The following is a 23,064-nucleotide window of genomic DNA, read 5'->3' on the forward strand; positions in this document are numbered from 1 at the left end:
CATTCAGCTCAAAATTCAAGCTTATCAGCAAGTTGTGTGCTGCTTTTCTGCACAAAACAGCATCCGTGCAAGCTGGCGATCGCGCTGAAGACAAGGCAGATAGCAGAAGACCGCCAGCGTCGGCAGTCTTCCCGGGCATCACATCTAGCGCTGGAACGGGTAGACTAAACCCAGTTTCAGGATCTGGGTCAGCTCGTCCAGCGCACTGCGGGACTCCTGCACCAGTGCCGGATCCCGCAGGTCATCGAGGGTCAGGCGGTCGCGGTAGTGGCGATCGACCCAGCCATCGAGGCGGGCAAACTGGCTGTCGTTGATAAGGCAGGCCGGATTGACCGCAGCGAGTTCCTGATCGTTCATGGCGACCCGCAGTCGCAGGCAGGCCGGGCCGCCACCATTGCGCATGCTCTGTTTCACATCTATATAGTGGACCGCCTTGATCGGAGTCTCCTGCGTCAGCAGCTTGCCAAGATAGGCCGACACCGCCGGATTATCGCGGCACTCGGTGGGGGCGATGATGGCCATCTCGCCGCTCGGCAGGGTGAGGATCTGGGTATTGAACAGGTAGGATTTCACCGCATCCAGCACCGATACCTCGGCGGTCGGCACTTCGATAAAGTGCAAATCCCCCTCGCCAAACTTGCCGCGGATCTCGGTCAGTACCGCCTCGGTATTGAGGAACGCCTGCTGGTGGAAGAAGAGCACGTTCTGGTTACCCACCGCGATCACGTCGTTATGGAACACCCCCTGATCGATCACCTCCGGGTTTTGCTGAATAAACACCACGCTCTCCTCGCCAAGGCCATGCAGGCGAGCGATGGCCTGGCTGGCCTCCAGGGTCTGGCGGGCCGGATAGCGCTTCGGCGCCGGGCGGGAGTAGTCAAAGGCGCTGCGGCCATAGACAAACAACTCGACCCCCGCCTCGCCATAGGCGCGGCAGAGGCGGGTGTGGTTGGCTGCCCCCTCGTCGCCGAAGTGGTCATTCTCCGGCAGATGGAGGTGGTGGCTGAAGTGGCGATCATTGTTGAACACGGCGCGCAGGATACGGCCTGTAACGTCCGGCTCCAGAGAGCGGTGAAACTTGTTGGTCAGGTTGGCGGGGGTGAAGTGAATGCGGCCATCCTGGGTATCGGCACTGGGAGAGACGGTGGCGGCGTTGGCGGTCCACATGCTGGAGGCTGAATAGCAGGCAGCCAGTACGGCAGGTGCCTGCTTGGCGGCCTGCTCCAGCACCCGGGCATCGTTGCCGGTGAAGCCGAGGCGGCGCAGGGTAGCGAGATCGGGACGCTCTTGTGGCGCCAGCACCCCCTGGGTCATACCAAGCTCGGTCAGCGCCTTCATCTTGCGCAGCCCCTGTTTGGCGGCCTCTTTCGGATTGGAAGCCTCCTGGGCATTGCTCTGGGAGGCAACATTGCCGTAGGAGAGGCCGGCATAGTTATGAGTCGGGCCGACCAGACCGTCGAAATTGACCTCGAAGTGCTTCATTGAGTACATCCTTTCGATTTTTATGATGGGTAGCGGTTCCTTCCGCGCACAATGCGTCGGGGTTGGGCCATTATAAAGAGATTTTATGTTTTTGTAACAAGCCGGTAACCAGCAGACGTTTTTATGTCGTTTCAGATATAAAAAGAGGGGCGGTATGGCAGAAAATTGAAAAAGCGGTTGCGTCCGGCCTGTTGCCTTCGCATTAATAAATAAAGAAGCAATAAAAGAAGCAGTGTGGTTCGGGCTGGTCAGGCAAATTTGCTCACAAGATTGCTTTTTCGCGCCAAATCTCTTATACAGCCCCACAAAACCGCACACCAACCCCGTCGGGTGCAATGAGGATAATAGTTACAGCATGGGCAAATCACTGGTCATAGTGGAGTCTCCGGCCAAGGCCAAGACGATCAACAAATATCTGGGCAAGGACTACGTGGTGAAATCCAGCGTTGGTCATGTTCGCGATCTGCCCACCAGCGGCAGCGCCAGCACTGAGCCCAAGAAACCTGTCATTCGCGGCATCAAGTTGAGCGAATCCGAGAAGGCTGCCAAGGATCGCAAGGCCCTGTTTGCCCGGATGGGTATCAATCCGACCGCTGGCTGGCAGGCTAACTACCAGATTTTGCCCGGCAAGGAGAAGGTGGTCAGCGAGTTGCAAAGTCTGGCCGAGAAAGCCGACACCATCTATCTCGCAACCGACTTGGATAGAGAAGGAGAGGCGATCGCCTGGCACCTGCGCGAGATCATCGGTGGCGACGACAGCCGCTACAAGCGCGTGGTGTTCAACGAGATCACCAAGAGCGCCATCAAGGAGGCGTTTGCCCAGCCGTCCGAACTCAATATTGACCGCGTCAATGCCCAGCAGGCCCGTCGTTTCCTCGACCGCGTGGTGGGTTACATGGTTTCCCCGCTGCTGTGGAAAAAGCTGGCCCGCGGTCTCTCCGCCGGTCGGGTGCAATCCGTTGCGGTGCGTCTCATCGTCGATAAAGAGCGCGAAATCAAGGCGTTCGTACCGGTCGAGTTCTGGGATCTCAATGCCGACCTGCTGACCGCCGACAAGAGCGATCTGCGGATGGAAGTGGTCAGCCGCAACGGGGCCGACTTCAAGCCGGTGACCCAGGCCGAGACCTTTGCCGCCGTGGCGGCCCTGGAAGGGGTCGACTACAAGGTGGTGAACCGGGAAGACAAGCCGACCGGCTCCAAGCCGTCCGCGCCGTTTATCACCTCTACCCTGCAGCAGGCGGCCTCTACCCGGCTGAGCTTCGGGGTCAAGAAGACCATGATGATGGCCCAGCGTCTCTATGAAGCGGGTTACATCACCTATATGCGTACCGACTCCACCAACCTCAGCAAAGAGGCGGTTGAGGCGGTGCGTGAATATATCGGCGAGCAGTATGGCGCTGCCTATCTGCCAGCCGAGCCGAATCTGTATGGCGCCAAGGCCAATGCCCAGGAAGCGCACGAGGCGATCCGTCCCTCCAACGTACAGGTGACTGCCGAGATGCTGGAAGGGATGGAGCCGGATGCCATGCGTCTGTACGATCTCATCTGGCGTCAGTTCGTTGCCTGCCAGATGACCCCGGCTCAGTACGACTCCTCCACCCTGACCGTCAAGGCGGGTGAGTTCGAGCTCAAGGCTCGTGGCCGTACCCTGCGCTTCGCCGGTTGGACCAAGGCCCTGCCGCCGATGGGTCGCAAGGGCGAAGATAGTCAGCTGCCGGCGGTGACCGTCGGCGAGGTGCTGAAACTGGTCAAGCTGGATCCGCGCCAGCACTTCACCAAGCCGCCGGCCCGTTTCACCGAAGCGGCGCTGGTGCGCGAGCTGGAAAAACGCGGCATCGGCCGTCCGTCAACCTACGCCTCCATCATCTCCACCATCGTTGATCGCGGATATGTGCGGGTCGAGAGCCGCCGTTTCTTCGCCGAGAAGATGGGCGAGATTGTCACCGATCGTCTGGTGGAGAACTTCGTCGAGCTGATGAACTACGAGTTCACCGCCAAGATGGAAGACAAGCTCGATGGCATCGCCGAAGGGAGCCTTGAGTGGAAGAAGGTGCTGGACGCCTTCTACGCCGAGTTTACCCAGGAGCTGGAGAAGGCTGACAAGGCGCCCGAAGAGGGCGGCATGCGTGCCAACCAGATGGTGATGACCGACATCGACTGCCCGGATTGCGGCCGCAAAATGGGGATTCGTACTGCCACCACCGGCGTGTTCCTCGGCTGCTCCGGCTATGCCCTGCCGCCCAAAGAGCGCTGCAAGAAGACCATCAACCTGGTCTCTGCCGACGAGTTTGTCTCCGCCACTGACGGCGAAGAGGCGGAAACCGAAGCGCTGCGCGCCAAGCACCGCTGCGGCGTCTGTGGTACAGCGATGGATGCCTACATCATCGATGACAGCCGCAAGCTGCACGTCTGTGGTCGCAACCCGGACTGCGATGGCTACGAGATCGAGAAGGGCCAGTTCAAGCTCAAGGGCTACGAAGGGCCGAGCATCGAGTGCGACCGTTGCGGAGCCGAGATGCAGCTCAAGAACGGCCGTTTCGGCAAGTACATGGGCTGCACCAACGAGACCTGCAAGAACACTCGCAAGATCCTGAAAAACGGTGACATCGCGCCGCCGAAGGAGGATCCGGTGCCGCTGCCGGAGCTCAAGTGCACCCAGTCCGATGCCCACTTTGTACTGCGTGACGGTGCTGCCGGTCTGTTCCTTGCGGCCAGCAACTTCCCCAAATCCCGCGAGACCCGCGCGCCGCTGGTGGAAGAGCTCAAGCGCTTCAAGGATCGCATCTCCGCCAAGCACAAGTATCTGGCCGGTGCCCCGCTCACCGATCCGGACGGCAACCCCGCCATCGTACGCTTCAGTCGCAAGACCAAGGAGCAGTACGTGATGAGCGAGGTCAACGGCAAGGCGACCGGTTGGACCGCTCACTACGACAACGGTACCTGGCAAGAGAGTTTGCCAAAGGCTAAAAAAGCCTGATGAAAAGAGGCCCCGACAAGGGGCCTCTTTGCTTATGGATAGCGGTATACTGAGACAGCTGCAAGGAGTGCAGCTGTCATCAATCGCGAAGTAGACAAGGAGGTTGAGATGGAGATAAACGAGATCCGGCCGGGCATGAGCTGCATGACCCGTGAAGGGGCGGCCTATGTGCTGGAGGTTGACCGGCAGAGCCTGCTGGTGCTGCTGCAGCGCGCGGATGAGACCATACCGGTGCAGGTGCGCAGCGACGAGATCCTGGCGCCGCTGGAGTGATCCGGCTGTGCCCCCCTCAAAACGGCAGTAGAAAAAGCAGCTCGGCCAGATCGGGCTGCCATTGCCACTCCTTCATTCTGACCCGCCCACCGATCACCACGACCCCTTCTTGCTGCAGGCGTCCCGTCTGTTCGGCAAAGCCTGGCGATCCTTTCGGTAACGAGATAGTGCCCGCTGCGCCCAGCACCCGATGCCACGGCAGTACCTTGTCGGTTTCCCGCAGCACCTTGCCCACCAGTCTTGCCCGTCCGGGCAGCCCGGCCAGATCGGCCACCTGACCATAGCTGACCACCCGGCCTGCCGGGATCAGGGCGATGATCGCTTCGATACGGGCCGTTTTGTTCAATGGGGATGGTCTTGGTTCAATGCTCATAAACCCGATTCGTCAAAAACAACAGAAGCGCCATTGTGGCGCTTCTGTCATGGGGCTGGCAATGATTCAGCCGAAGGTCTGGCTAAGCCCCTTCAGTTGCTTGGCCCGTTCCAGCAGAGCCTGACTGGAGTGATCGACATCCAGCATCTTCTGACTGTTGGCGTGGGAGTATGCGGATATCTGGTGGATGCTGCGGCTGATCTCCTCCACGACCGCTTGTTGCTGCTCTGCAGCGGTGGCGATCTGGGTGGAGTGTTCGGTGACCAGCTCTATCTCTGCCAGCACGGTATGGAGGCTGCTGGCGCCCTGGCGGGTCATCTCGGCACATGCGCGGGTCTGTTGCAGGTTCTCCTGCATCATCCCCTTCCAACGTCCCAGCGTGTGCTGGATCTGCTTGATGCTGCCCTGGATCTGCTCGGTCGCCTTGTGGGTGCGGGTCGATAGAGTACGCACCTCGTCTGCGACCACCGCAAAACCACGGCCCTGCTCCCCGGCGCGAGCGGCTTCGATGGCAGCGTTGAGGGCCAGCAGGTTAGTCTGCTCGGCGATGCCCTGGATCTCGCCCATGACACTGCCAATCCGTTCGGATTCACTGGCGAGCTCTACCGCCGAGTTGAACGCCAGCTCTGCCTGTTTGGCGAGCAGTTCGATCTGTTGCTCGGTCTGGTTCAACTGCTGGTTGGTTTGTTCACAACGATTGCGAGCTTCGTTGACCTGACCGTTGGAATCTTGAATGTTGCGGGCGATCTCGTGAGCTGTGTTGGCCATTTGAGTCATAGCCGTAGCCATCTGCTGGGTCTGGGCATCTTGCTCGTTGATATCGAGACAGGCCTGATGAGAGGCCTGCTTCAAATTGATGGCCAGGGTTTGCAGAGGTGCCGTGGCATCGTTGATCCGCCCCAAAACGGTTCGGATGCGGGCCTGCAGCATCTTGATATGAAAATCGGCAATGGCGCCGGGGTTGTCACCGGAGTAGACCAGCCGGGTCAGACTGTCATATTCGCGGCCCAGTTGCTGCAGATAGTGGGGCAGGGCAAAGAGCTCGCGCCAGTAGGCTCCGCCAATAAGCAACAGGGGCAGCAGCATAAGCAGGACGGTCATGGCCCCTTGGCTGGTGAAGGTCCAGCCCATCAGGCCGAGCAGCAGCAGGGTAATGGCCGGGGTGCGCACTCTGGCAAGAGAGGGAAGGTTGCTGCTGTTGCTGCGCTCGGCCTTGAGCAGGGCTTGGTAGGTCTGAGCGGCGATGCGCTTGAATTGGGGCTCTGGCTTGCAGCGTACCGACTGGTAGCCGCTGATCCTGTTGCCTTCATAGATGGGGGTCACATAGGCATCTACCCAGTAGTAACGGCCATCCTTGCAGCGATTTTTTACCATACCGCGCCAGGGTTTGCCCTCCTTGAGGCGGGCCCAGAGATCGGCGAAGGCGGCCTTGGGCATGTCGGGGTGGCGTACCAGATTGTGGTTGTGTCCCACCAGTTCATCGACCGTGTAGCCTGCGATGTCGCAAAAGGCCGGGTTGGCGTAGGTGATCACCCCGCGCAGGTCTGTGGTGGAGACCAGTTGTACGTCGGCAGGAAACTCCACTTCGCTATCCAGGGTATGGACGTCTCTGCGGGTCATAGGAATACGCTCCGATGTTCTTGTTGATAATGTTGTCGTTGTTATTGTGGCAGATCTGGAGGTGGCCGCAGGCTCGCGCCAGCAGGAGGCGGACCAGCTTCATTGGGGGCTGGATTTTGCCAATAATGGCGGATGAATGGTAGGGGGAAGTTGATGTTTTGTTGGTTAATCGTAAAAAAGGCGGCCGATTGGCCGCCAAAGTAGAGACAACATTACCTCTGTGGCATCCGGTAGCGCACCTGCAACTGATCGAGGATCTGCAGCTGACCCGGCAGGCGGGCGGCGAAGTGCTCCCAGCCCTTGTAGGCGGGATCGCTCCAGGCCACCTCGGCCGTGGCCAGCATACGCGGGAACAACATGTAGTCGAGACGATCACGGCTGGTGATCAATTCTGACCACAAGGGGCTCAGCACCCCGAGGATGTTATCGTTGGCATGGAAATCGGCTGGGGCAGGGTCACACGCGTAGATCTGCTCCAGATTGAGGGTCCCCGCCCAGTAGAGGCCGGGTTCATGAATATCGGCGCTCCAGGCGAGATCGAGATAGAGGAACTGGGCGGGCGCCATCACCACCGGATAACCGGCTGCGGCTGCGTCCAGCCCCGCCTGAAAGCTGGTCCAGGCACAGATGGCCGCTTTGCGGCTCACCTTGTCGCCATGCAGGATCTCCTCCCAGCCGATCATCTGTTTGCCTCTGGCGGCCAGATAGCGCTGACAGTGCCGCAGCAGATGGCCCTGCAGCTCGCGGCAGTCGGCGTAGCCCTGCTCGGTCATCAGCTGCTGGCAGGCGGGGCTGTCGGTCCAGACCCCGGTCGGCACCTCGTCACCCCCCATGTGGATCTGCGGGCCGGGGAAGAGTTCGCACACCTCGTCCAGCACCGCCTCCAGGAAGCGGTAGGTGCCGGGCAGGGCGGGGTTGAGCACGTTGTCATCGAAATGCTGGACCGAGCGGTAGCGGGAGTGATCTGCCGTTTCGATCAGCAGCTCGGGCAGCGCCTTGATGGCAGCGTGGCAGTGGCCCGGAATGTCGATCTCGGGAATGATGGTGATGCCGAGCTCACTGGCATAGCTCACCAGCTCCTTCACCTCGCTCTGGGTGTAGTAGCCGCCATAGGGTTCGGCGCCGCCGCTGAGCTGGGGGCCGATCGCCAGATCGTGGCCGCGCCAGGCACCCACATCGGTCAGCTCCGGGAAGGTCTTTATCTCGAGTCGCCACCCCTCGTCATCGGTCAGATGCCAGTGGAAGCGGTTGAACTTGTAGAGGCTCATCAGTTTGAGCAGACGCTTGATGGTGGCTGGGGTGTGGAAGTGGCGGGCGCAGTCGAGAAAAATGCCGCGAAAGCCAAAGCGCGGGGCATCCTCCAGCGTGACGCAGGGCAGGCTCTCCCCATGTTGCAGATACCACTGGGCCAGAGTCACCAGCCCGTGGCGCCAGCCCGCTTCGTCGGCGGCGGCAATCACCACCTCCTGCGGCGTGATGGTGAGTTGGTAGGCTTCGGGTGCCAGTTTGGCCTCGGTCAGCCGGATTTCTGCATCGTGATCCTGCTCCAGCGCCAGCGATGTGAGTTCGTTGAAGTGGGCCAGCAATTTCGGCACATCGTGAGGGGCGCTGACATGAGCCCGCTCGGCCAGCCGGAAGTTCCCCTCCAGCAGTACCAGATGGGCCGGTTGCGGCACGATTCCGGGCAGAGGCTCGACATCCGGCAGGTCGGGGCGGGTTACCGGCGGGTTCTCCAGTCCGAGATCCTGAGCGGCCAGCGTCACCGGCAGCAGCTGGGCACCCGTGGTGGCCTCCGGCAGGCTGAGAAAGAAGCCCTGCGGCATGTCGGAGAGCTTCTTGATGGGGGTCTGGCGGCAGCAAAAGCGCAGCTCGCAGCTGCCAGTTTTTGGGACAATCACCTTGTAGCTGCCGCTCTGGCGCTCCAGCTCGCCCCCTTGCAAGGAGTCGGGGTCGATATGGCGAGCCAGACAGAAGTGCAGCTTCCACTTGGTATCAGGCATGCGTGAGAGGGTGAAGGTGAACCAGACATCCTCGCTGTCACGTCGGGCGACCTGGGTGTGGATCAGGGGTGTAGACATGGAAAATCCTCTGATTGGGCAAACAGGATGGCGCCATCGAGCGCATCTGCCTGGGGGGGGATCAGGTTGAGCTGGCCGAGACGGGGAGCGAGGCGGGTGCCAATCCCCCCCAGCAGGGCGATCTGTCTGGCACCGAGCTGGGTCATTCCCTCCAGCAGGATCCGCAGCTGTTCGCAGGTCTCGTCCAGCAGCTGATTGGCGAGCTCGTCGCCATCGCTGGCGGCATCGAACACCCAGGGGGCAAAGTGGCCATAGTCCGCCGGAATGGCGCGGGCGGCCCAGCGAACCACCTCGGCCTGATCCCGCTTGAAGCGATCCATCAAGCGGATGGCGAGGGTGCTGGGGGGCAGAATGCCGTCGTGGCAGAGCAGGGACTGCTGGATGGCGCGCAGCCCCAGCCAGGCGCCGCTGCCTATGTCTGAAATGGGGAAGCCGCGGCCGGAACAGGTGCGGATCTGCCCCTCCTGATAGACCAGCCCCACCGAGCCGGTACCGGCGATCAGAATGGCTCCCTCCCGGCCGCCAAAGGCGCCGAGGCAAGCGCCGAAGGCATCGGAGGTGAGCCTGACGCTGGCAAAGGGGAAGGGCATCTCGAGCAGGGCGTGATAGCAGTCGGCCAGCTCGGCGGAGGCGAGCGCCAGCCCTACCCCCATCTGCTGTTCGCTCTCGATAGCGATTCCGGCGGCAAGGCGGGCGCTGGCGATGGCGGCCAGCACATTGGCGTGGGCATGGGGGATGCCCAGCTCCAGATTGGAGCCGGCCGCGCGCCCCTCGCCGAGCAGCTTGCCCGCCCGATCCCGAATGCGGGCGCGGGTGTGGGTGCCCCCGCCGTCGACCCCGACCCAAAACTCAATCATGGCGACCTCCCTGCTCATGTCGATCACTCTGCGCACTCTGCCAGCTGATGGCCAGGGCAAACCAGGCGGCGTGGGGGATCCACTGCTCGCCCCAGCGCCAGTTCTGATCCAGCCGATCCTTGTACTCCTCCGGAATAAAGGCCACCTCATTTTCGTCATCAAACCCGGCGGTGATGCCGTTGCAGATCCCCCCGAGCGCATTGGGATACCCGGCGGTATAGGCGGGGTTGTTGATGCCGTGGCCCGCCAGCATGCAGGCGTTGAAGGGGTTTTGCCCGAGGATCCAGTCGAGTTGGCGCTGACCGTAAGTGATGAGCGGCTGGCTCTGGCGGGGGAAGTGGCGGGCGCCGGCAAAGGCCATGGCCGCCAGCGAGGCGAGGCGGGCATTCTCCCCCTGCCACCAGTAACCGGATTCGTTGTTGTGGGGCATAAAGAAGCTGACGCGCGGCGCTTCATCCACCCCTTTCACATATTGGCGGGCGAGGGAGAAGGGGTTGTCCGCTCGGGCGCAGAGCGCCAGCTCGGCGGCCAGCGCCTGCTCCACCACGGTTTGTACCCTAGCCTTGTATTCCTGATCCGGCTCTACGCCCAGATATTCCAGCAGCGCCAGCACCGGCAGGCCCGCCTCGGTGGCGTGATAGTAGGGGCGCGAGCCATCCTCGTTGGCCGACCAGTAGTGACCCAGCTCAGGATGAGGGCGCTGGCGGGCACAGAGCTTGCTGGCGCGGGCTCTCGCCTCATTGAGCCACTCGGCGCCGAAGGTGCGGGTCAGCTCCACCGCTGCCAGCAGCGCGCAGTAATCGTCGATGATGTTCTCGACCCCGTCATCAAGGTAGGCAAGGTTGTGCTCACGCAGATGCAGGTAGCCGCGTTTGGCCGCCTCGGCGTAGCGGCTGGCATCGAAGTCGCCGCTGACGCTCTCGCGGGCGGCGCGGGCCAGCGCGGCGATGGCCATGCCGCCCCCTTGGCGAAAACCCGCCTGCCAGTTGGCGGACTTGAGCCCCTGCTGGGTGGCATAGGCGCACAGCTCGCGCTGGGCGGGATCCTTGCTCCACTTGTCGAACAGGGTCATGAAGAAGAAGCCCGACTCATCCTGCATCCGGCAGAGGAAATCGGCGCCGTGCAGCGCCTCGTCATTGAGCCGCTTGCAGAGGTTCACCCCGTCGATATCGCGGCGCGGGGCCAGCAGTTCGCGGCACTTGAGCAGAGCCCACACCACCATGGGGGTCTGCTGGGGGTTGAGGTAGTTGGCGTAGGAGAGGTGGCTCAGGTACTTGCTCATGTCGCCGCTGGCATCGAACCAGCCGCCGTGCACATCTTTGTGCTGGTCGGTGCCAAACAGGCGGGCGTTGCGGTCGGCTCGATCGAAGGTGCCGCTGGCGCGCTGTCCCTTGAAGTAGTGAATGACGTCCGAGAGGCAGCGGCTGGCCAGCAGGTCCTGGCCGATGGCAAAACGGGTCGAGCGGACTATGCCTTGGGCAGTGATCGCCTCCAGCCGATAGTGGCCGGGCTCCTTGAAGGCGGAGAAGTCGGCACGCCAGTAAGCGCGCCCTTGCCAGCCTGGGACGCTGCCAGCCGGTTGCAGCGGGGCTTCAAACAGGATCTGGCCATCACCCTGGCGTTGCAGCCTGACATAGCCGCCGAGATCAGGGGCGGGGGAGGTTTGCAACAGGGCGACCTTGTGTCCGTCGCACTCGTAGCCCACCTGATTGATCAAGAGTTCCATCAAGGTATTACTCCTGTGGTTCACCGCCGGGCGGTGAGGCACATCACGGGGCTGTGGCCGCCCCGTATCGAGGCATGGCCGGACAGGGTTGTCCGGCCGGTATCGGGTTCACCTTCACTCGTAGAGGTAGCAGCGCACGAAGTGGTTGTCGGCAAGCTTGGTGATGGGGGGGAGCGCCTCCTTGCAGCGGGGCATCGCCTGATTGCAGCGCCCGGCAAAGGGGCAACCGCAGGACTCCGGCGTCCAGAGCGGGATCTCCCCCTTGCGGCCACCCTCCAGCTCGGCGTGGATGCTCTTCTCGGGGTCGGGCACCGCCGAGATGAGCAGCTGGGTGTAGGGGTGCTGCGGGTGATGCAGGATCTCGTCCACCTCGCCCCACTCCACCATGTGCCCTACATACATCACCGCCAGATCTTCCGCCACATAGCGGGCGGTGGCGATGTCGTGGGTGATGTAGAGGATGGAGACGCCGAGCTCATTCTTCATCTGCTCCATCAGGTTGAGGATGCCGATGCGAATGGAGACGTCGAGCATGGAGGTGGGTTCGTCCGCCAGCACTACCTCTGCTTCCACCGCCAGATTGCGGGCGATGTTGACCCGCTGGCGCTGGCCGCCGGAGAGCTGGTGCGGATACTTGGCCGCCGTTGCCTTGGCGGGGGTCAGGCCGACCTTCTCCAGCAGGGCGTAGACCATGTCGGGCAGCTCTTTCTTGTCGATCACCTTGCTGTGCAGCAGCAGGGGGCGGGCGATGTGGTGATAGATGGTGTGGGTCGGGTTGAGCGAACCGAACGGATCTTGCCACACCATCTGCACGCTCTGGCGATAGTCGAGCAGGGCGGTGCCCTTGTTGAACTCCTCCAGATCGTGGCCGCGATAGAGGATGCGCCCGGCACTGAGCTTGTACATCTTGGCGATGATCTTGGCGATGGTGCTCTTGCCGGAGCCGGACTCCCCGACCACCGCCAGGGCGCGGCCCCGGTGCAGGTTGAAGGTGATGTCGGAGAGCGCCCGCATCTTGCCACTCTTGATGGCATTGGAGTTGATGGGGAAGTCCTTGTAGAGGTGCTGGACTTCGATGATGGGTGCATCGGTTTTGGCGATTTGCATGACAGACATCCTTAACAGCCAGCGGCCTTGTCCAGATAGATCACGGAATCTTGTTGCAGTCCCTGCTCCTCATAGAGGTGGCAGGCGGTCTGTTGCCCGGGGCGGATCTCGGCCAATTTGGTGTACTCCTGACGGCAGCGATCGTGCACCTTGCCGCAGCGGGCCTGAAAGCGGCAGCCGACCGGCACCTCCAGCAGGTTGAGCGGTGTGCCCGGGATCCCTTCCAGCACCTTCTTCGGTCCGTGTAGGGGCGGGAAGGAGTTGCCGAGCCCTCTGGTATAGGGGTGCAGCGGCGCGGTCAGGATCGCCTTGGAAGGAGCCACCTCCACCAGTTCACCGGCATACATGATGCCGATGCGATCGCAGAACTCCACCATCAGGGAGAGGTCGTGGGTGATGAACAGAATGGAGAAGTTGAACTTCTCTTTCAGGGCATAGACCTTCTGCAGGATCTCCCGCTGCACCACTACATCGAGCGCCGTGGTTGGCTCATCCATGATGAGCAGCTCAGGGTTCAGCGCCATGGCGATGGCAATCACCAAGCGCTGACGCATGCCGCCGGAGAACTGGTGCGGGTAATCCTTGAGCCGGCTCGGGTGGATATCGACGATGGTGAGCAGCTCCTGGGCGCGCTTGATCGCCTCGTAACGGGTCATGCCGGGGTTGTGGGCCAGCAGCACGTCGCAGAACTGCTCCTCCATCCGCAACACAGGGTTCAGGGCGTTCATGGCGGACTGGAACACCACCGACACCTGTTGCCAGCGATAGGAGCGTAGCCGCTCGTCGTTGTAGTGGAGGATATTCTCCCCCTTGAACAGGATCTCGCCACCGCTGATGTAGGCGGGCGGCTTGTGCAGCCGGGCCACCGAGAAGGCGACGGTGGACTTGCCGCAGCCCGACTCACCGGCGAGACCGAAGATCTCGCCCTGTCTGATATCGAAGCTCACCGAGTTGACGGCGCGCACGTCGCCATTTTCGGTGATGTAGTCGACGCAAAGATTGCGTACTGACAGCAGGGGATGCTTGTTCATGCTGTCTTCTCCTGTGCGGCAGAGAGTGGTGTTGCGACCGGTGTGGCCAGTTTCTTCCAGCGGCTCAACCCTTTGTGGGAGCGCAGCTGCGGGTTGGCAATCTCGTCGATGGCGAAGTTGAGCAGGGCCAGACCGGCACCAAGGGTGGCGATGGCAAAGCAGGGAGCCAGGATCTCCCACCAGGCGCCGACCAGAATGGCGCTGGAAGTCTGGGCGTTGTAGAGCATGATGCCCCAGCTCACCACGGTCGGGTCGCCAAGCCCCAGAAACTCCAGGGTCGCTTCGGTGACGATGGCGTAGATGATGGAGCCGATGAAGCTCACCCCGATGATGGAGATGAGGTTGGGCAGGATCTCCACCAGAATGATGCGCCAGGCCGGCTCGCCCAGTACTTCGGCGGCGATGACGAACTCCTTCTCGCGCAGCGCCAGGGTCTGGGCGCGGATGACCCGAGCGCCATAGGCCCACGAGGTCAACCCTATTATCACGGCAATTACCGCCGGTGACGCCTCCCCGATAAAGCTCGCCAGCACCAGTAGCAAGGGGAGGTTGGGGATCACCAGCACCACGTTCATCAGGAAGGTGAGGCACTCATCCACCAGACCGCCGAAGTAACCGGCGGTGATGCCGATGGCGACGGCCAGGGTGCAAACCAGCAGGCCTGCACTGAAGCCCACCAGCAGCGAAATACGGGCGCCGTTGGTGAACTGGGCCCAGATGTCGTGGCCCATGCGGGTTGAACCCATCACGAACTCGGCACTGGGCGGCTGGTGCGGGCGAGCCACCCGTTTGGTCGGCTCGTTGCTGGCCAGAATGGGGGCAAAGAGGGCCATCAGCACGAAGGCAACCACGATGGCAAGGCCACAGGCAGCCTTCTTGTTGCCCAGCAGGATTTTTAGAATGGTCGGCATACGCATCTTATTTGCCTCCTGTACGCAGACGGGGATCCAGGAAGACGTAGAGCACGTCGGCCAGGAAGTTGAAGCTGAGCATGGTGATGGTCATGATGAGCAGCTGCCCCTGAATGAGCGGGTAGTCGCGGGCCAGAATGCCCTGATAGAGGGTCAGGCCCAGGCCGGGATAGTTGAAGATCACCTCGGTGATGAGGGAGCCACCGATAACGAAGCCGAGCGCCATGGAGAGGGCGGTGACGCTGGGCAGAATGGCGTTGCGGGCACCGTAGTTGAAGATCACACGGTTGCTGGAGAGCCCCTTGGCCTTGGCCATGGTGATGTAATCCTCGCCCAGCAGGTTGATCATGTTGTTGCGCATGGTGATAAGAAAGCCCCCCACCTGCACCATGGCCAGGGTCAGCACCGGCATGATGGCGTGGGTCATGATGCTCTTGATGTGCTCCCAGCCCCAGTCAGCCTTGATCTCCGGGCTGTAGGCGTAGCCGATGGGCAGCCACTCGAGGCTGACCCCGAACAGGAACAGGGCGAGCAGGGAGACCACCACCGGCGGAATGGCCTGCATCACTAGGGTGAGCGGGGAGAGAATGCTGTCCATCCGGCCGCCGCGATACCAGGCGGCGAAGATGCCGACGATGGAACCGAGGGAGAAGCTCAGGATGGTGGAGGTGCCGACCAGAAACAGGGTCCAGCCGATGGCACGGCCCAGCACGTCAGAGACCTGCTGCGGGTAGAAGCGCACCGAGGTGCCGAGATCCCAGGTGAAGACACTCTTCACATAGGTGAGAAACTGGGTGCCGATGGGGCCGTCGACAAAGCCGAAGGTGGCTTTGAGGGCTTCCAGGGCGGCGGGTTCCATCATGGCGCCAGCGCGGGCAAACATCACGGAGACAGGATCCCCTGGCATGGCACGGGGTAACAGGAAGTTGATGGTGGCGGCTACCAGAAAGGCAACCAGATAGAAGGAAAAGCGTCTCAGTATGAATCCCATGATAGTACCTTTTACTGCAAGTCTGCCCCGCGTCGGGTATAGCTACCCCAACCCCGGCAAAGTCGGGCAAGCAGGGGATTAACGGGGAAGATGGCCCCCCGCAGGGGGCCGGGATTGTTTAGCTGTTTGGCTTGAGGGACAACACGTGCAGCAGACGCTCAGGGGTGTCCGGGTGGAGCTGAGGTTTGGCTACCGGGTTATCAGCACTGAACCAGCCGTTGAAGCGCTTGGTGCTGTACTCGTACCAGGTCGGGTTGTTGAAGACCGGAATGATGGTCTGGTTGGCACCAACACGATCCTGGATGGCGAACATGATCTCCTTCTGCTTGGCCGCATCGGCGGTCTGGGTGAAGTCATCGATCAGCTTGTCGAGCTCGGGATCCTTGTAACGAGGCGCGGCGAAGCGGTTGCCACGGTCGCCCATGTTGCGGGAGTGGAACGCGGTCTCGAAGTACTTGTGCGGGTTGGCACCGGCAAAGTAACCCTGCAGGGCGACGTCGAAGTCACCGGTGATCAGGTTCTCGGTCCAGACGGTCGCTTCCGGGGTGGCTGTCTTGGCGTTCAGGCCCAGTGCCTGCAGCCCTTCTACACCAATCTGAACAGTGTTGACCCAGTCGGTCCAGCCGTTCGGTACCAGTACCTTGAACTCGATCTTTTTGCAGCTCGGGGTGTCGAGGAACTTGTCGCCGTCACAATCCTTGTAGCCTGCCTCTTTCAGCAGGGCCTTGGCCCCTTCCAGATCGAACTTGTTGTACTTGCCGTACTTCTTGTCCACTTCGGGGTTGTTCCAGGAGTCAAAGGCTTTGCCCAGACCTGACGGGTACTCGTTGACGGTGGGGTAGCCGTAGCCCGCGATATCCACCATGGACTGGCGGTCCATCGCCATGGAGAAGGCGCGGCGGAAGTTGATGTCGTTGAAGGCTTCGTTATTGCCCGGGTTCTTGGTCTGGAAGTTGACGTTGAACGCCACGGTACCAGAGGCCGGGAACCAGTATTTGTTGTTCTTCGGATCGTTGCCGACGTAGAGGCGCTCGATATCCGGCACGAAGGAGCCGAACCAGTCGATGTCACCTTTCATGACAGCAGCCAGCACCTGGTCGTTGGTGGCCATCTGCGGCATACGCAGACAGTCGATGGCGAGGTTGGCGTTATCCCAGTAGTGCGGGTTGCGGCACTGGGTATAGAGCTGGGCGGAGAAGTTGTCCACTTCGGTGAAGGGGCCAGTACCAACCGGCTTGTCGTTGGTGAAGGCAACCGGATCTTTCACCGATTTCCACTGATGCTCCGGCACGATAGGTACCAGCACCAGATCGTTCACCACGTTGGTGTTGACCTCGGTCAGGTCGAATTTGACCTTGTTGGGGGCCAGCTTCTCGACGCTCTTGATCTGGGTCCAGATTGAGCGCTCATCCAGCGCCTTGTTGGCCTTGACCAGATTGAAGGAGAAGATGATGTCATCGGCATCAAAGGCTTCGCCGTCAGACCACTTCACGCCGTCACGCAGATCGAAGGTGACGGATTTCAGGTCATCGCTGAACGCATAGTTGGTGGCCAGACGATAGACGGGTTTGCCCCCTTGCATATCGTTGAAGATCACCAGCGGTTCATAGATGAAGTGACGGGTGGTGTGCAGCAAGCCCGCTTGCAGGAAGGGGTTGAAGTTCTTGACCCAGGCGGTTTCCTGCTGTGCGACCATGGTCAGCACGGTTTTGTTTTCTGCGGCCATGGCGTTACCGGCGGCACCGGCAAGCATCATGGTTCCCAGCATTACAGCGGTAGAGATTTTGGATACTTTGGCAAGCATATGTTTTCCTTTCTTATTTTTTGGCATTCCCGAGGGTTCGCCTTGTTTTGTGTGAGCACCGGTTTCGCATGCTGATGAAATCGGCCCTCTGTGTTGGTCAGGTGTCTAACCTTTGTCGTTCTGTTTTCCAACGCCCTAAGCAAACCAGAATTAACAGGAAAACAACAACTATTGATTTCGTTGTTTTCGTAAAAATTGACGGTGTTACGTCAATCTCGTCAAAATGCATTTTTATCTGTTTATAATCATTGGTTTGCGTTATTTGCTCTCGCGTAGAAAGTGGCTGTGAAAATGGCGTATATGACAAATTTGTGAATTGGATCTGCTCTCGGTTTCGGGGTCGGGCGGGGCTTTGTTTTGCATAAAAAGAAACCAGATTGCCAATTGTGATCCGGCGCCCGTTTAGGGCGCCGTGTCACGGCTTGCGGTTGGCGAGTTGACGCAGGGTCTGGGCGCTGTGCTGCAACTGCTGGCGCTGGTGGTCATTGAGCGGGCAGTGGCCCAGCACATACTCGGTGGTGGCCACGACCGTCTTCCAGCGTGGCGACTTGGGCAGGGTGTCCAGACTCAGGTATTTGTCGAGGGTGCGGGTCTGCGGGCTGGATCTGTCCATATAGACCCGCCACAGCTTGCTCTTCTCCGCCAGCACGATTTTGCCCTTGCCGGTTCCCTGCTGCCAGGCATCCAGGGTGAGCTGCATGGTCTCTACCAGCGCACGGCGCAGCGGCTCGTCATCCTGCTGGCGAATGAGGTCGTCGGCCAGCGAACGGAACTCGCCACCCAGGCGGCTCAGCTCGCCCAGCAGCTGTTCATCTTCGATGATGGCTTGCCGCGAGAGGTTCTTGAGGGCGTTCTCCAGCGCCATTACCCGGTTCTCATCCTGACGCAGCTCGGTACTCAGAGTGAGGGCGAAAGCGGCCTGTCCTCCGAGCGCGATGGGCAGGGCACGGGCGTTGAGCACATCTTTTTGCCCGGCCACCAGAAACTCCAGATTGTGTTCCCGCTCGCTGGCAAGGTCGGGCCACTGCTGTTGCAGCGGGGTGGCGAGCCACTCATTGAGGGGCTGCCCCTCCATGGCTTCCGGCTCCTGTCCCAGCAGGCGCGCCAGCACCCGGGAGGCAAACAGCACAGTGCCCTGCTCGTCGATAAAGAGCATGGGGTCGGCCCCTTCACCGAGCAGGGCCAGCAGGCGCTGCTGATCCTGATGCAGTCGATCCTGCAGGGTGAGGCGATGTTCGATCTCCTGCTTCAATAGCCGGTTCTCTACCAGCGAGGCACGTCCGGCCTTGGCCTCCAGCAGTGCCTTGACCCGGGCAAACAGCTCCTCCTTGCAGAAGGGTTTGACCAGATAGTCGTTGGCACCGGCCCCGAAGCCCTCCTCGATATCCTTGGGTTGGTTAAGGGCGGTGAGCAGCAGCACCGGCAGCATATCTTTCGGGTGCTGCTGGCGCAGGCGGCGGCAGACGTCAAAACCGGAAAGGGTCGGCATCATCACATCGAGCAGGATGAGGTCCACCGGCTCCTCGGCTAGCTTGGCCAGCGCGTCGTGGCCATCGCTGCTGGGCAGAATGCGGTAGCCGCAGGGCTGCAGCAGATGGCGCAGGATGTGCAGGTTGATGGGCTCGTCATCCACCACCAGAATGAGCGGCGCATCCTCGGGGGAGGGGGCAGATCGTCGCTCTCCCAGTCCGGCAGGATCAGAGGTTGCTGGCGCACCAGCTGATGCTCGATCTGGCGGCTGTCGAGAGTCAGATTGGCCGCTTTGCCGGTGGCAAGGGGCAGGGTAAAGGCGAAGGTAGAGCCTACGCTCGGCTCACTCTCGACGAACAGCTCGCCCCCCATCAGGTGCACCAGCTGGCGGGTGATGGAGAGGCCAAGGCCGGCCCCCTGCTTGCTTACCTCCGGGCTCATCTGAACCAGTGGCTCGAAGATGTGCTCCAGATGATCGGGGGCGATGCCGATGCCGGTGTCGGTGACCTTGATGCGCAGGAAGTTGTTCTCGACGATGGCACTGAGCACCACCTTGCCCTGCGGCGTGTACTTGATGGCGTTACCCACCAGGTTGTAGAGCACCTGTTCGAGCCGCTGCTCGTCGGCCAGCACCGGCGGCAGTTCGGCCGGGCTGATATCCACAAGGGTGAGGGGTTTGGCCTGCACCAGATGCTGGCAGAGATCCAGCACCAGCCGGATAACCCCTTTTGATGAGACGGGCTGGGAGTGGATCTCCAGTTGGCCATAGCGCATCTGATGGTAGTCCAGCAGATCGTCCACCAGACGGGCCAGGCCATCGGCGCTCTTGATGATGAGGCCGAGCTGCTTTTGCTGCCCTTCGGTCAAATCCTGCTGACTGGCGAGCATCGATTCCGCCATCCCCTTGATACCGTGAATGGGGGTGCGCAGCTCGTGGGAGGTGTTGGCCAGCAGTTCATCCTTGAGCTTGTCCGCCTGCTGCAGGCTAAGGTTCTGCTTGTGGGTCAGCTTGACCTGCTGCTGCAGCTCCTGGGTCTGCTGTTCGATCAGTTCGATCTTGTCCTTCACAGAGCGCTGCATATGGCGAAACGCTTCGGCCAGCCGGTCAATATCATCGCCGGTTCGCTCGATGGCGATGGGGTGATCCAGCGCGCCGTCGGCCACCTGCTCGGCTGCTTCGGTCAGGGAGCGCAGCGGCGCCGTAATGGAGTGGGAGAGCCAGCGAGAGAAGAGGATCAGCAGCAGTACCGAGCCCGCCCCCAGCACAATCACCAGAGTTTCCAGCTGGCGGATCGGGGCATAGGCTTCCCGGGTGGAAATCTCGGCGATAAAGGCCCACTCGGTGTCGAACACCTTCACCTGGGTGTAGGCGGCCAGCACCTCGTCATCCTGATAGGAGTGGAACAGCCCGACCCCCTGCTCGCCGGAGAGCGTCTTGGTGATGAGGGGCGTTTGCAGCGGCCGGAAATTGGGGCTGAAGCTGTTCTCGACGCTGAACTCCGGTGCCAGCCAGGCATCGGCGCGCATCCGCTTGTCAGGGCCGATGAGGATGGTCTCGCCGGTCTCGCCCAGCCCCTCCCGCTCCGCCATGATCTGGTTGAGCTTGTCCGGCAGCAGCTCGAAAATCACCACCCCGCGCACATAGTCGTACTGCATCACGGGGGCCGCCATGTAGGCGACCACCTGCCCGGTCAGCTCGTTGCGGCCAAAATCGGTGAATTCGAAGATCTGCTGCGGTTTCTGGCCACCATCGAGGCGGCGTTTGATCTTGGCGAAGGTCTGGCCCAAGCCGCTGCCCTGATAGGGGCCGGAGAGCAGATTGGTGGCAAAGTTAGGGTGCTTGGTGACCGAATAGACCACATCACCGTTGAGGTCCACCAGAAAGATGTCGCTGTAGTTGGACTTGCGCACCATGTCGGCATAGCCGCGATGAAAACGCTGGTGCACCCGGCCATACATCTCGTCGGCGAGGATAAGCGCCGTGATGGAGGGTTCGATCTCCACCTGACTGTCCGGTTTGCGCAGTTGATCCCAGGAGCCGGGCAGATAGCGGGCCTGGGCACGGCTGCGGGCCTCCTGCGGTGTGGTGCCCAACTTCTCGAAGGCGCCGGTAAAGCCATAGAAACGGCCGATACTGTTGCCGGCAAAATCCTGCTGGGAGAAGTTGATGATCTGCTCTTTGAGGTTGTTGAAGTAATCCTCGAGCTGACTCTTCTTGATATTACGAACGGAGACCAGATGGTTGGAGGTCTGGGTGGTGAGATCCTTGCCGTGGCTGTATAGGAAGAAGAGGGTGATGACCAAAAAGGGCACCATGCCCAACATGAAAAAAGCCAGCATTAACTGCGGCCTGAGCCCACGAAGCGTGAAGATCCATTTCATCTTGTGATTTTCAATTGAGAATCCGGTTATTAAGCCGCTCAAGTCTCGAACGAAAGCGTAATCATTTCAACGACTTTATCCCAAATTCGCTTGGTGGGTCACAGCTGGCTGGAGAAAAATGCAGCAAGGCGTTTAAACCCTGAGCAAACAGTCTGCATCAGGGCTTAAATTGCGAAAAAGGGGTTGTGCTGGCGCTCGTGGTACGTATAATGCGCCTCGTTGTCAGGCAACTGGCACGAAAGCAATAACGCGGGAATAGCTCAGTTGGTAGAGCACGACCTTGCCAAGGTCGGGGTCGCGAGTTCGAGTCTCGTTTCCCGCTCCAATTTTCCATCGCACCAACGATGGAACTCACTTTCAAGACAATCAGTCTTGTCAGCATGGCGCGTTAGCAAAGCGGTTATGCAGCGGATTGCAAATCCGTTTAGTCCGGTTCGACTCCGGAACGTGCCTCCATATTATCTCTCTTTTCCCTGATTTATCACTCTTCGAGCCGTGAAGCTTGGTCAGTATCCTTGCTGTACCAGTAACTGCTCGCAGCCAGCCTGTTTCCACTCGCGCTCGAGATAGTGGCTCACATCCGCCATGTTTTGCCCCCGATATTGAAACTGCACCTCGGCACTGTGCTGGTTGAGATCCGCAATCCGTTGCTTCAGTGTGCCGCATTGCCACAGGCTGACGGTGGGCACGCCCCGTTCGGCCAGCACGATGGCATCTTCCCGATTCAGTTGCCACTCCTCCAGTTGTGCCCGTGTCAGGGCAACCATCAGCACCAGCAGTGCCACTTCCGGCAGTTTCATGCGTGTCTCCCTACAGCATGTTTTTCCCCTGATAACTGTGGCAAAGCGCACGATTTTCGCAAGTTTGTTAACTGTTGGTTAATAACGTAACCCGTTTTCAGTATTTCCCGTTTTTCACCATTTTTTTATAAAAAAATGCGTTGGTGATGTAGTAATCCTACATGGAGTGGGGTAATCTTTGCTCAGTGGTCTTACCAGTAAGGAGTTGCATCATGTTTCATCCCTTTTCCCTGACTCAGATTATTCTTCGTCGCATTTATGTATTGCTGGTGGGCATTCTGGCTTTCCCCGTGATGCTGTTTCGCAGCGATCGTGCCCGCTTCTATAGCTATCTGCACCGGATCTGGAACAAAACCAGCACCAAACCGGTGTGGCTCAAAATGAGCGAGCGTGGCGAGCGGATCTTCTACTAAACCCCATTCGCACCATGTGCAAAAAGAGACAGCCAAAGCTGTCTCTTTTTTTATCTGCTTGCTGCAACTCCTGGCTCCCAACATCACTCCAATTGTTTATTTCTTGTTTCTTTAAAGTTGCATCCAGCCCTGCCTGTTGGCGGGGCTTTTTTATGTCTGACGCATCTCTTTTGATGGAAGCAGTGAAGAAGATTAACGGGATGAAAGCACCATATGGCACTTTCCTCGTTCATTAATGGGGGGGCGTCGAGAAATTTTCAATGATGAAATAGTTGTTTAGAATCAATTCATTGAGTGTTTTCCTTTGGGTTTTTTAACTCTTTTTGTGTTTTTTTGAAAGGGAATATCCCGTTTGCCGGTTCTATTGCAGGTACCCGGTTGCGACAAATCGGGGATATCAGCAACATCCAACGACATCAAAAGGAACATGAACATGAATGTTAAAAAAAGCACTGCTATCGCCTCCGCCATGACCGGTCTGCTGGCGCTGGGCGCCCAATTTATCGCGGCACCAGCAATGGCTGCCGATGAAAAGGAGAAGTGCTACGGCGTGGTCAAGGCCAGCAAAAATGACTGTGCGACCAAGAGCAGCTCCTGCGCCGGTACTGCCAAGGAAGATGCTCAGGGTGATGCCTTTGTGGTGATGCCCAAAGGGCTGTGCGAGAAGCTGGTCGGCGGTTCGCTGCAACCCAAGTAAGAGACATCGGGCAGGGTATGGCCAACGGGTCGCCCCCTGCATCTTCTCTGATTGGCGAAAGCGAGTCTTGCG

At 60.1% G+C, this 23,064-nt stretch carries 16 protein-coding genes, 2 tRNA genes and 1 pseudogene; 6 read left to right on the forward strand and 13 right to left on the reverse strand.

The features are described 5' to 3' along the window. Positions 1-144: 144 nt before the first annotated feature. Positions 145-1,482, reverse strand: coding sequence for an N-succinylarginine dihydrolase (gene astB, locus ACTG2G_RS17270; protein ID WP_421387738.1), 1,338 nt, complete (start codon positions 1,480-1,482; stop codon positions 145-147). 355 nt (positions 1,483-1,837) lie between these two features. On the opposite strand from astB, the gene topA reads away from it, so the two are divergent. Next, a complete protein-coding gene (gene topA, locus ACTG2G_RS17275) occupies positions 1,838-4,459 on the forward strand; it encodes a type I DNA topoisomerase (RefSeq protein WP_005362158.1) in 2,622 nt (873 codons plus the stop codon). Positions 4,460-4,567: 108 nt separating this feature from the next. Beyond that, positions 4,568-4,732 (forward strand): hypothetical protein, encoded by a 165-nt coding sequence (locus ACTG2G_RS17280; RefSeq protein WP_005334891.1) that lies wholly within the window; start codon positions 4,568-4,570, stop codon positions 4,730-4,732. 16 nt (positions 4,733-4,748) lie between these two features. Here ACTG2G_RS17280 and ACTG2G_RS17285 read toward each other — a convergent pair whose 3' ends face one another. From ACTG2G_RS17285 to ACTG2G_RS17335, 11 genes and pseudogenes are all read right to left on the reverse strand, one after another. Further along, a complete protein-coding gene (locus ACTG2G_RS17285; protein ID WP_139460466.1) occupies positions 4,749-5,105 on the reverse strand; it encodes an MGMT family protein in 357 nt (118 codons plus the stop codon). A gap of 66 nt (positions 5,106-5,171) precedes the next feature. Beyond that, positions 5,172-6,725 carry a methyl-accepting chemotaxis protein gene (locus ACTG2G_RS17290; protein WP_439985673.1) on the reverse strand — a complete coding sequence of 518 codons (1,554 nt, stop codon included), beginning with the start codon at positions 6,723-6,725 and terminating at the stop codon, positions 5,172-5,174. Positions 6,726-6,937: 212 nt separating this feature from the next. Beyond that, positions 6,938-8,803, reverse strand: a complete 1,866-nt coding sequence (locus tag ACTG2G_RS17295; protein ID WP_439985674.1) for a beta-N-acetylhexosaminidase — start codon at positions 8,801-8,803, stop codon at positions 6,938-6,940. Continuing rightward, positions 8,788-9,660, reverse strand: a complete 873-nt coding sequence (locus tag ACTG2G_RS17300) for a BadF/BadG/BcrA/BcrD ATPase family protein (RefSeq protein WP_005347722.1) — start codon at positions 9,658-9,660, stop codon at positions 8,788-8,790. The genes ACTG2G_RS17295 and ACTG2G_RS17300 overlap by 16 nt, the downstream gene beginning before the upstream one ends. Continuing rightward, positions 9,653-11,386, reverse strand: coding sequence for a glycoside hydrolase family 9 protein (locus ACTG2G_RS17305; RefSeq protein ID WP_439985914.1), 1,734 nt, complete (start codon positions 11,384-11,386; stop codon positions 9,653-9,655). Before ACTG2G_RS17305 ends, ACTG2G_RS17300 begins: the two co-directional genes overlap by 8 nt. 114 nt (positions 11,387-11,500) lie before the next feature. Next, complete coding sequence (locus ACTG2G_RS17310) at positions 11,501-12,493, reverse strand: ABC transporter ATP-binding protein (protein ID WP_421387729.1); 993 nt, start codon at positions 12,491-12,493, stop codon at positions 11,501-11,503. Between the two features lie 11 nt (positions 12,494-12,504). After that, on the reverse strand, positions 12,505-13,524 hold the full coding sequence (locus tag ACTG2G_RS17315; RefSeq protein ID WP_019446723.1) for an ABC transporter ATP-binding protein: 1,020 nt from the start codon (positions 13,522-13,524) through the stop codon (positions 12,505-12,507). Continuing rightward, on the reverse strand, positions 13,521-14,441 hold the full coding sequence (locus ACTG2G_RS17320) for an ABC transporter permease (RefSeq protein ID WP_005353820.1): 921 nt from the start codon (positions 14,439-14,441) through the stop codon (positions 13,521-13,523). Before ACTG2G_RS17320 ends, ACTG2G_RS17315 begins: the two co-directional genes overlap by 4 nt. Before the next feature lies 1 nt (position 14,442). Then, the gene (locus ACTG2G_RS17325; RefSeq protein WP_439985675.1) at positions 14,443-15,426 is read right to left on the reverse strand and encodes an ABC transporter permease; all 984 of its coding nucleotides are present in this window, start codon (positions 15,424-15,426) and stop codon (positions 14,443-14,445) included. Positions 15,427-15,544: 118 nt separating this feature from the next. Further along, positions 15,545-17,230: an ABC transporter substrate-binding protein gene (locus ACTG2G_RS17330; RefSeq protein WP_005362139.1), complete on the reverse strand. Its 1,686-nt coding sequence runs from the start codon at positions 17,228-17,230 to the stop codon at positions 15,545-15,547. A gap of 415 nt (positions 17,231-17,645) precedes the next feature. Further along, positions 17,646-21,082 (reverse strand): annotated as a pseudogene (locus ACTG2G_RS17335) (ATP-binding protein). 249 nt (positions 21,083-21,331) lie between these two features. On the opposite strand from ACTG2G_RS17335, the gene ACTG2G_RS17340 reads away from it, so the two are divergent. Further along, positions 21,332-21,407 (forward strand) — tRNA-Gly (locus ACTG2G_RS17340). 57 nt (positions 21,408-21,464) lie between these two features. Further along, a tRNA-Cys gene (locus ACTG2G_RS17345) sits at positions 21,465-21,538 on the forward strand. Between the two features lie 50 nt (positions 21,539-21,588). Here ACTG2G_RS17345 and ACTG2G_RS17350 read toward each other — a convergent pair. Then, complete coding sequence (locus ACTG2G_RS17350) at positions 21,589-21,882, reverse strand: hypothetical protein (protein WP_005347702.1); 294 nt, start codon at positions 21,880-21,882, stop codon at positions 21,589-21,591. A 212-nt stretch (positions 21,883-22,094) separates the two neighbouring features. Between ACTG2G_RS17350 and ACTG2G_RS17355 the strand changes: the two genes are divergently transcribed. Together ACTG2G_RS17355 and ACTG2G_RS17360 are read left to right on the forward strand one after the other, a co-directional pair. After that, positions 22,095-22,295, forward strand: a complete 201-nt coding sequence (locus tag ACTG2G_RS17355) for a YbfA family protein (protein ID WP_005334863.1) — start codon at positions 22,095-22,097, stop codon at positions 22,293-22,295. A 433-nt stretch (positions 22,296-22,728) separates the two neighbouring features. After that, a complete protein-coding gene (locus tag ACTG2G_RS17360) occupies positions 22,729-22,992 on the forward strand; it encodes a BufA1 family periplasmic bufferin-type metallophore (RefSeq protein ID WP_005334862.1) in 264 nt (87 codons plus the stop codon). Positions 22,993-23,064 lie beyond the last annotated feature (72 nt).

This window comes from Aeromonas sp. 55A (assembly GCF_051919665.1).
Taxonomy (GTDB): Bacteria; Pseudomonadota; Gammaproteobacteria; order Enterobacterales; family Aeromonadaceae; genus Aeromonas; species Aeromonas veronii.

Coding starts and splice junctions, on each gene's coding strand:
- topA (WP_005362158.1), top strand. CDS start 1,838: ATGGGCAAATCACTGGTCATAGTGGAGTCTCCGGCCAAGGCCAAGACG.
- ACTG2G_RS17310 (WP_421387729.1), bottom strand. CDS start 12,493: ATGCAAATCGCCAAAACCGATGCACCCATCATCGAAGTCCAGCACCTC.
- ACTG2G_RS17320 (WP_005353820.1), bottom strand. CDS start 14,441: ATGCGTATGCCGACCATTCTAAAAATCCTGCTGGGCAACAAGAAGGCT.
- ACTG2G_RS17355 (WP_005334863.1), top strand. CDS start 22,095: ATGTTTCATCCCTTTTCCCTGACTCAGATTATTCTTCGTCGCATTTAT.
- ACTG2G_RS17300 (WP_005347722.1), bottom strand. CDS start 9,660: ATGATTGAGTTTTGGGTCGGGGTCGACGGCGGGGGCACCCACACCCGC.
- ACTG2G_RS17290 (WP_439985673.1), bottom strand. CDS start 6,725: ATGACCCGCAGAGACGTCCATACCCTGGATAGCGAAGTGGAGTTTCCT.
- ACTG2G_RS17360 (WP_005334862.1), top strand. CDS start 22,729: ATGAATGTTAAAAAAAGCACTGCTATCGCCTCCGCCATGACCGGTCTG.
- ACTG2G_RS17285 (WP_139460466.1), bottom strand. CDS start 5,105: ATGAGCATTGAACCAAGACCATCCCCATTGAACAAAACGGCCCGTATC.
- ACTG2G_RS17315 (WP_019446723.1), bottom strand. CDS start 13,524: ATGAACAAGCATCCCCTGCTGTCAGTACGCAATCTTTGCGTCGACTAC.
- ACTG2G_RS17325 (WP_439985675.1), bottom strand. CDS start 15,426: ATGGGATTCATACTGAGACGCTTTTCCTTCTATCTGGTTGCCTTTCTG.
- ACTG2G_RS17330 (WP_005362139.1), bottom strand. CDS start 17,230: ATGCTTGCCAAAGTATCCAAAATCTCTACCGCTGTAATGCTGGGAACC.
- ACTG2G_RS17280 (WP_005334891.1), top strand. CDS start 4,568: ATGGAGATAAACGAGATCCGGCCGGGCATGAGCTGCATGACCCGTGAA.
- ACTG2G_RS17295 (WP_439985674.1), bottom strand. CDS start 8,803: ATGTCTACACCCCTGATCCACACCCAGGTCGCCCGACGTGACAGCGAG.
- ACTG2G_RS17305 (WP_439985914.1), bottom strand. CDS start 11,386: ATGGAACTCTTGATCAATCAGGTGGGCTACGAGTGCGACGGACACAAG.
- ACTG2G_RS17350 (WP_005347702.1), bottom strand. CDS start 21,882: ATGAAACTGCCGGAAGTGGCACTGCTGGTGCTGATGGTTGCCCTGACA.
- astB (WP_421387738.1), bottom strand. CDS start 1,482: ATGAAGCACTTCGAGGTCAATTTCGACGGTCTGGTCGGCCCGACTCAT.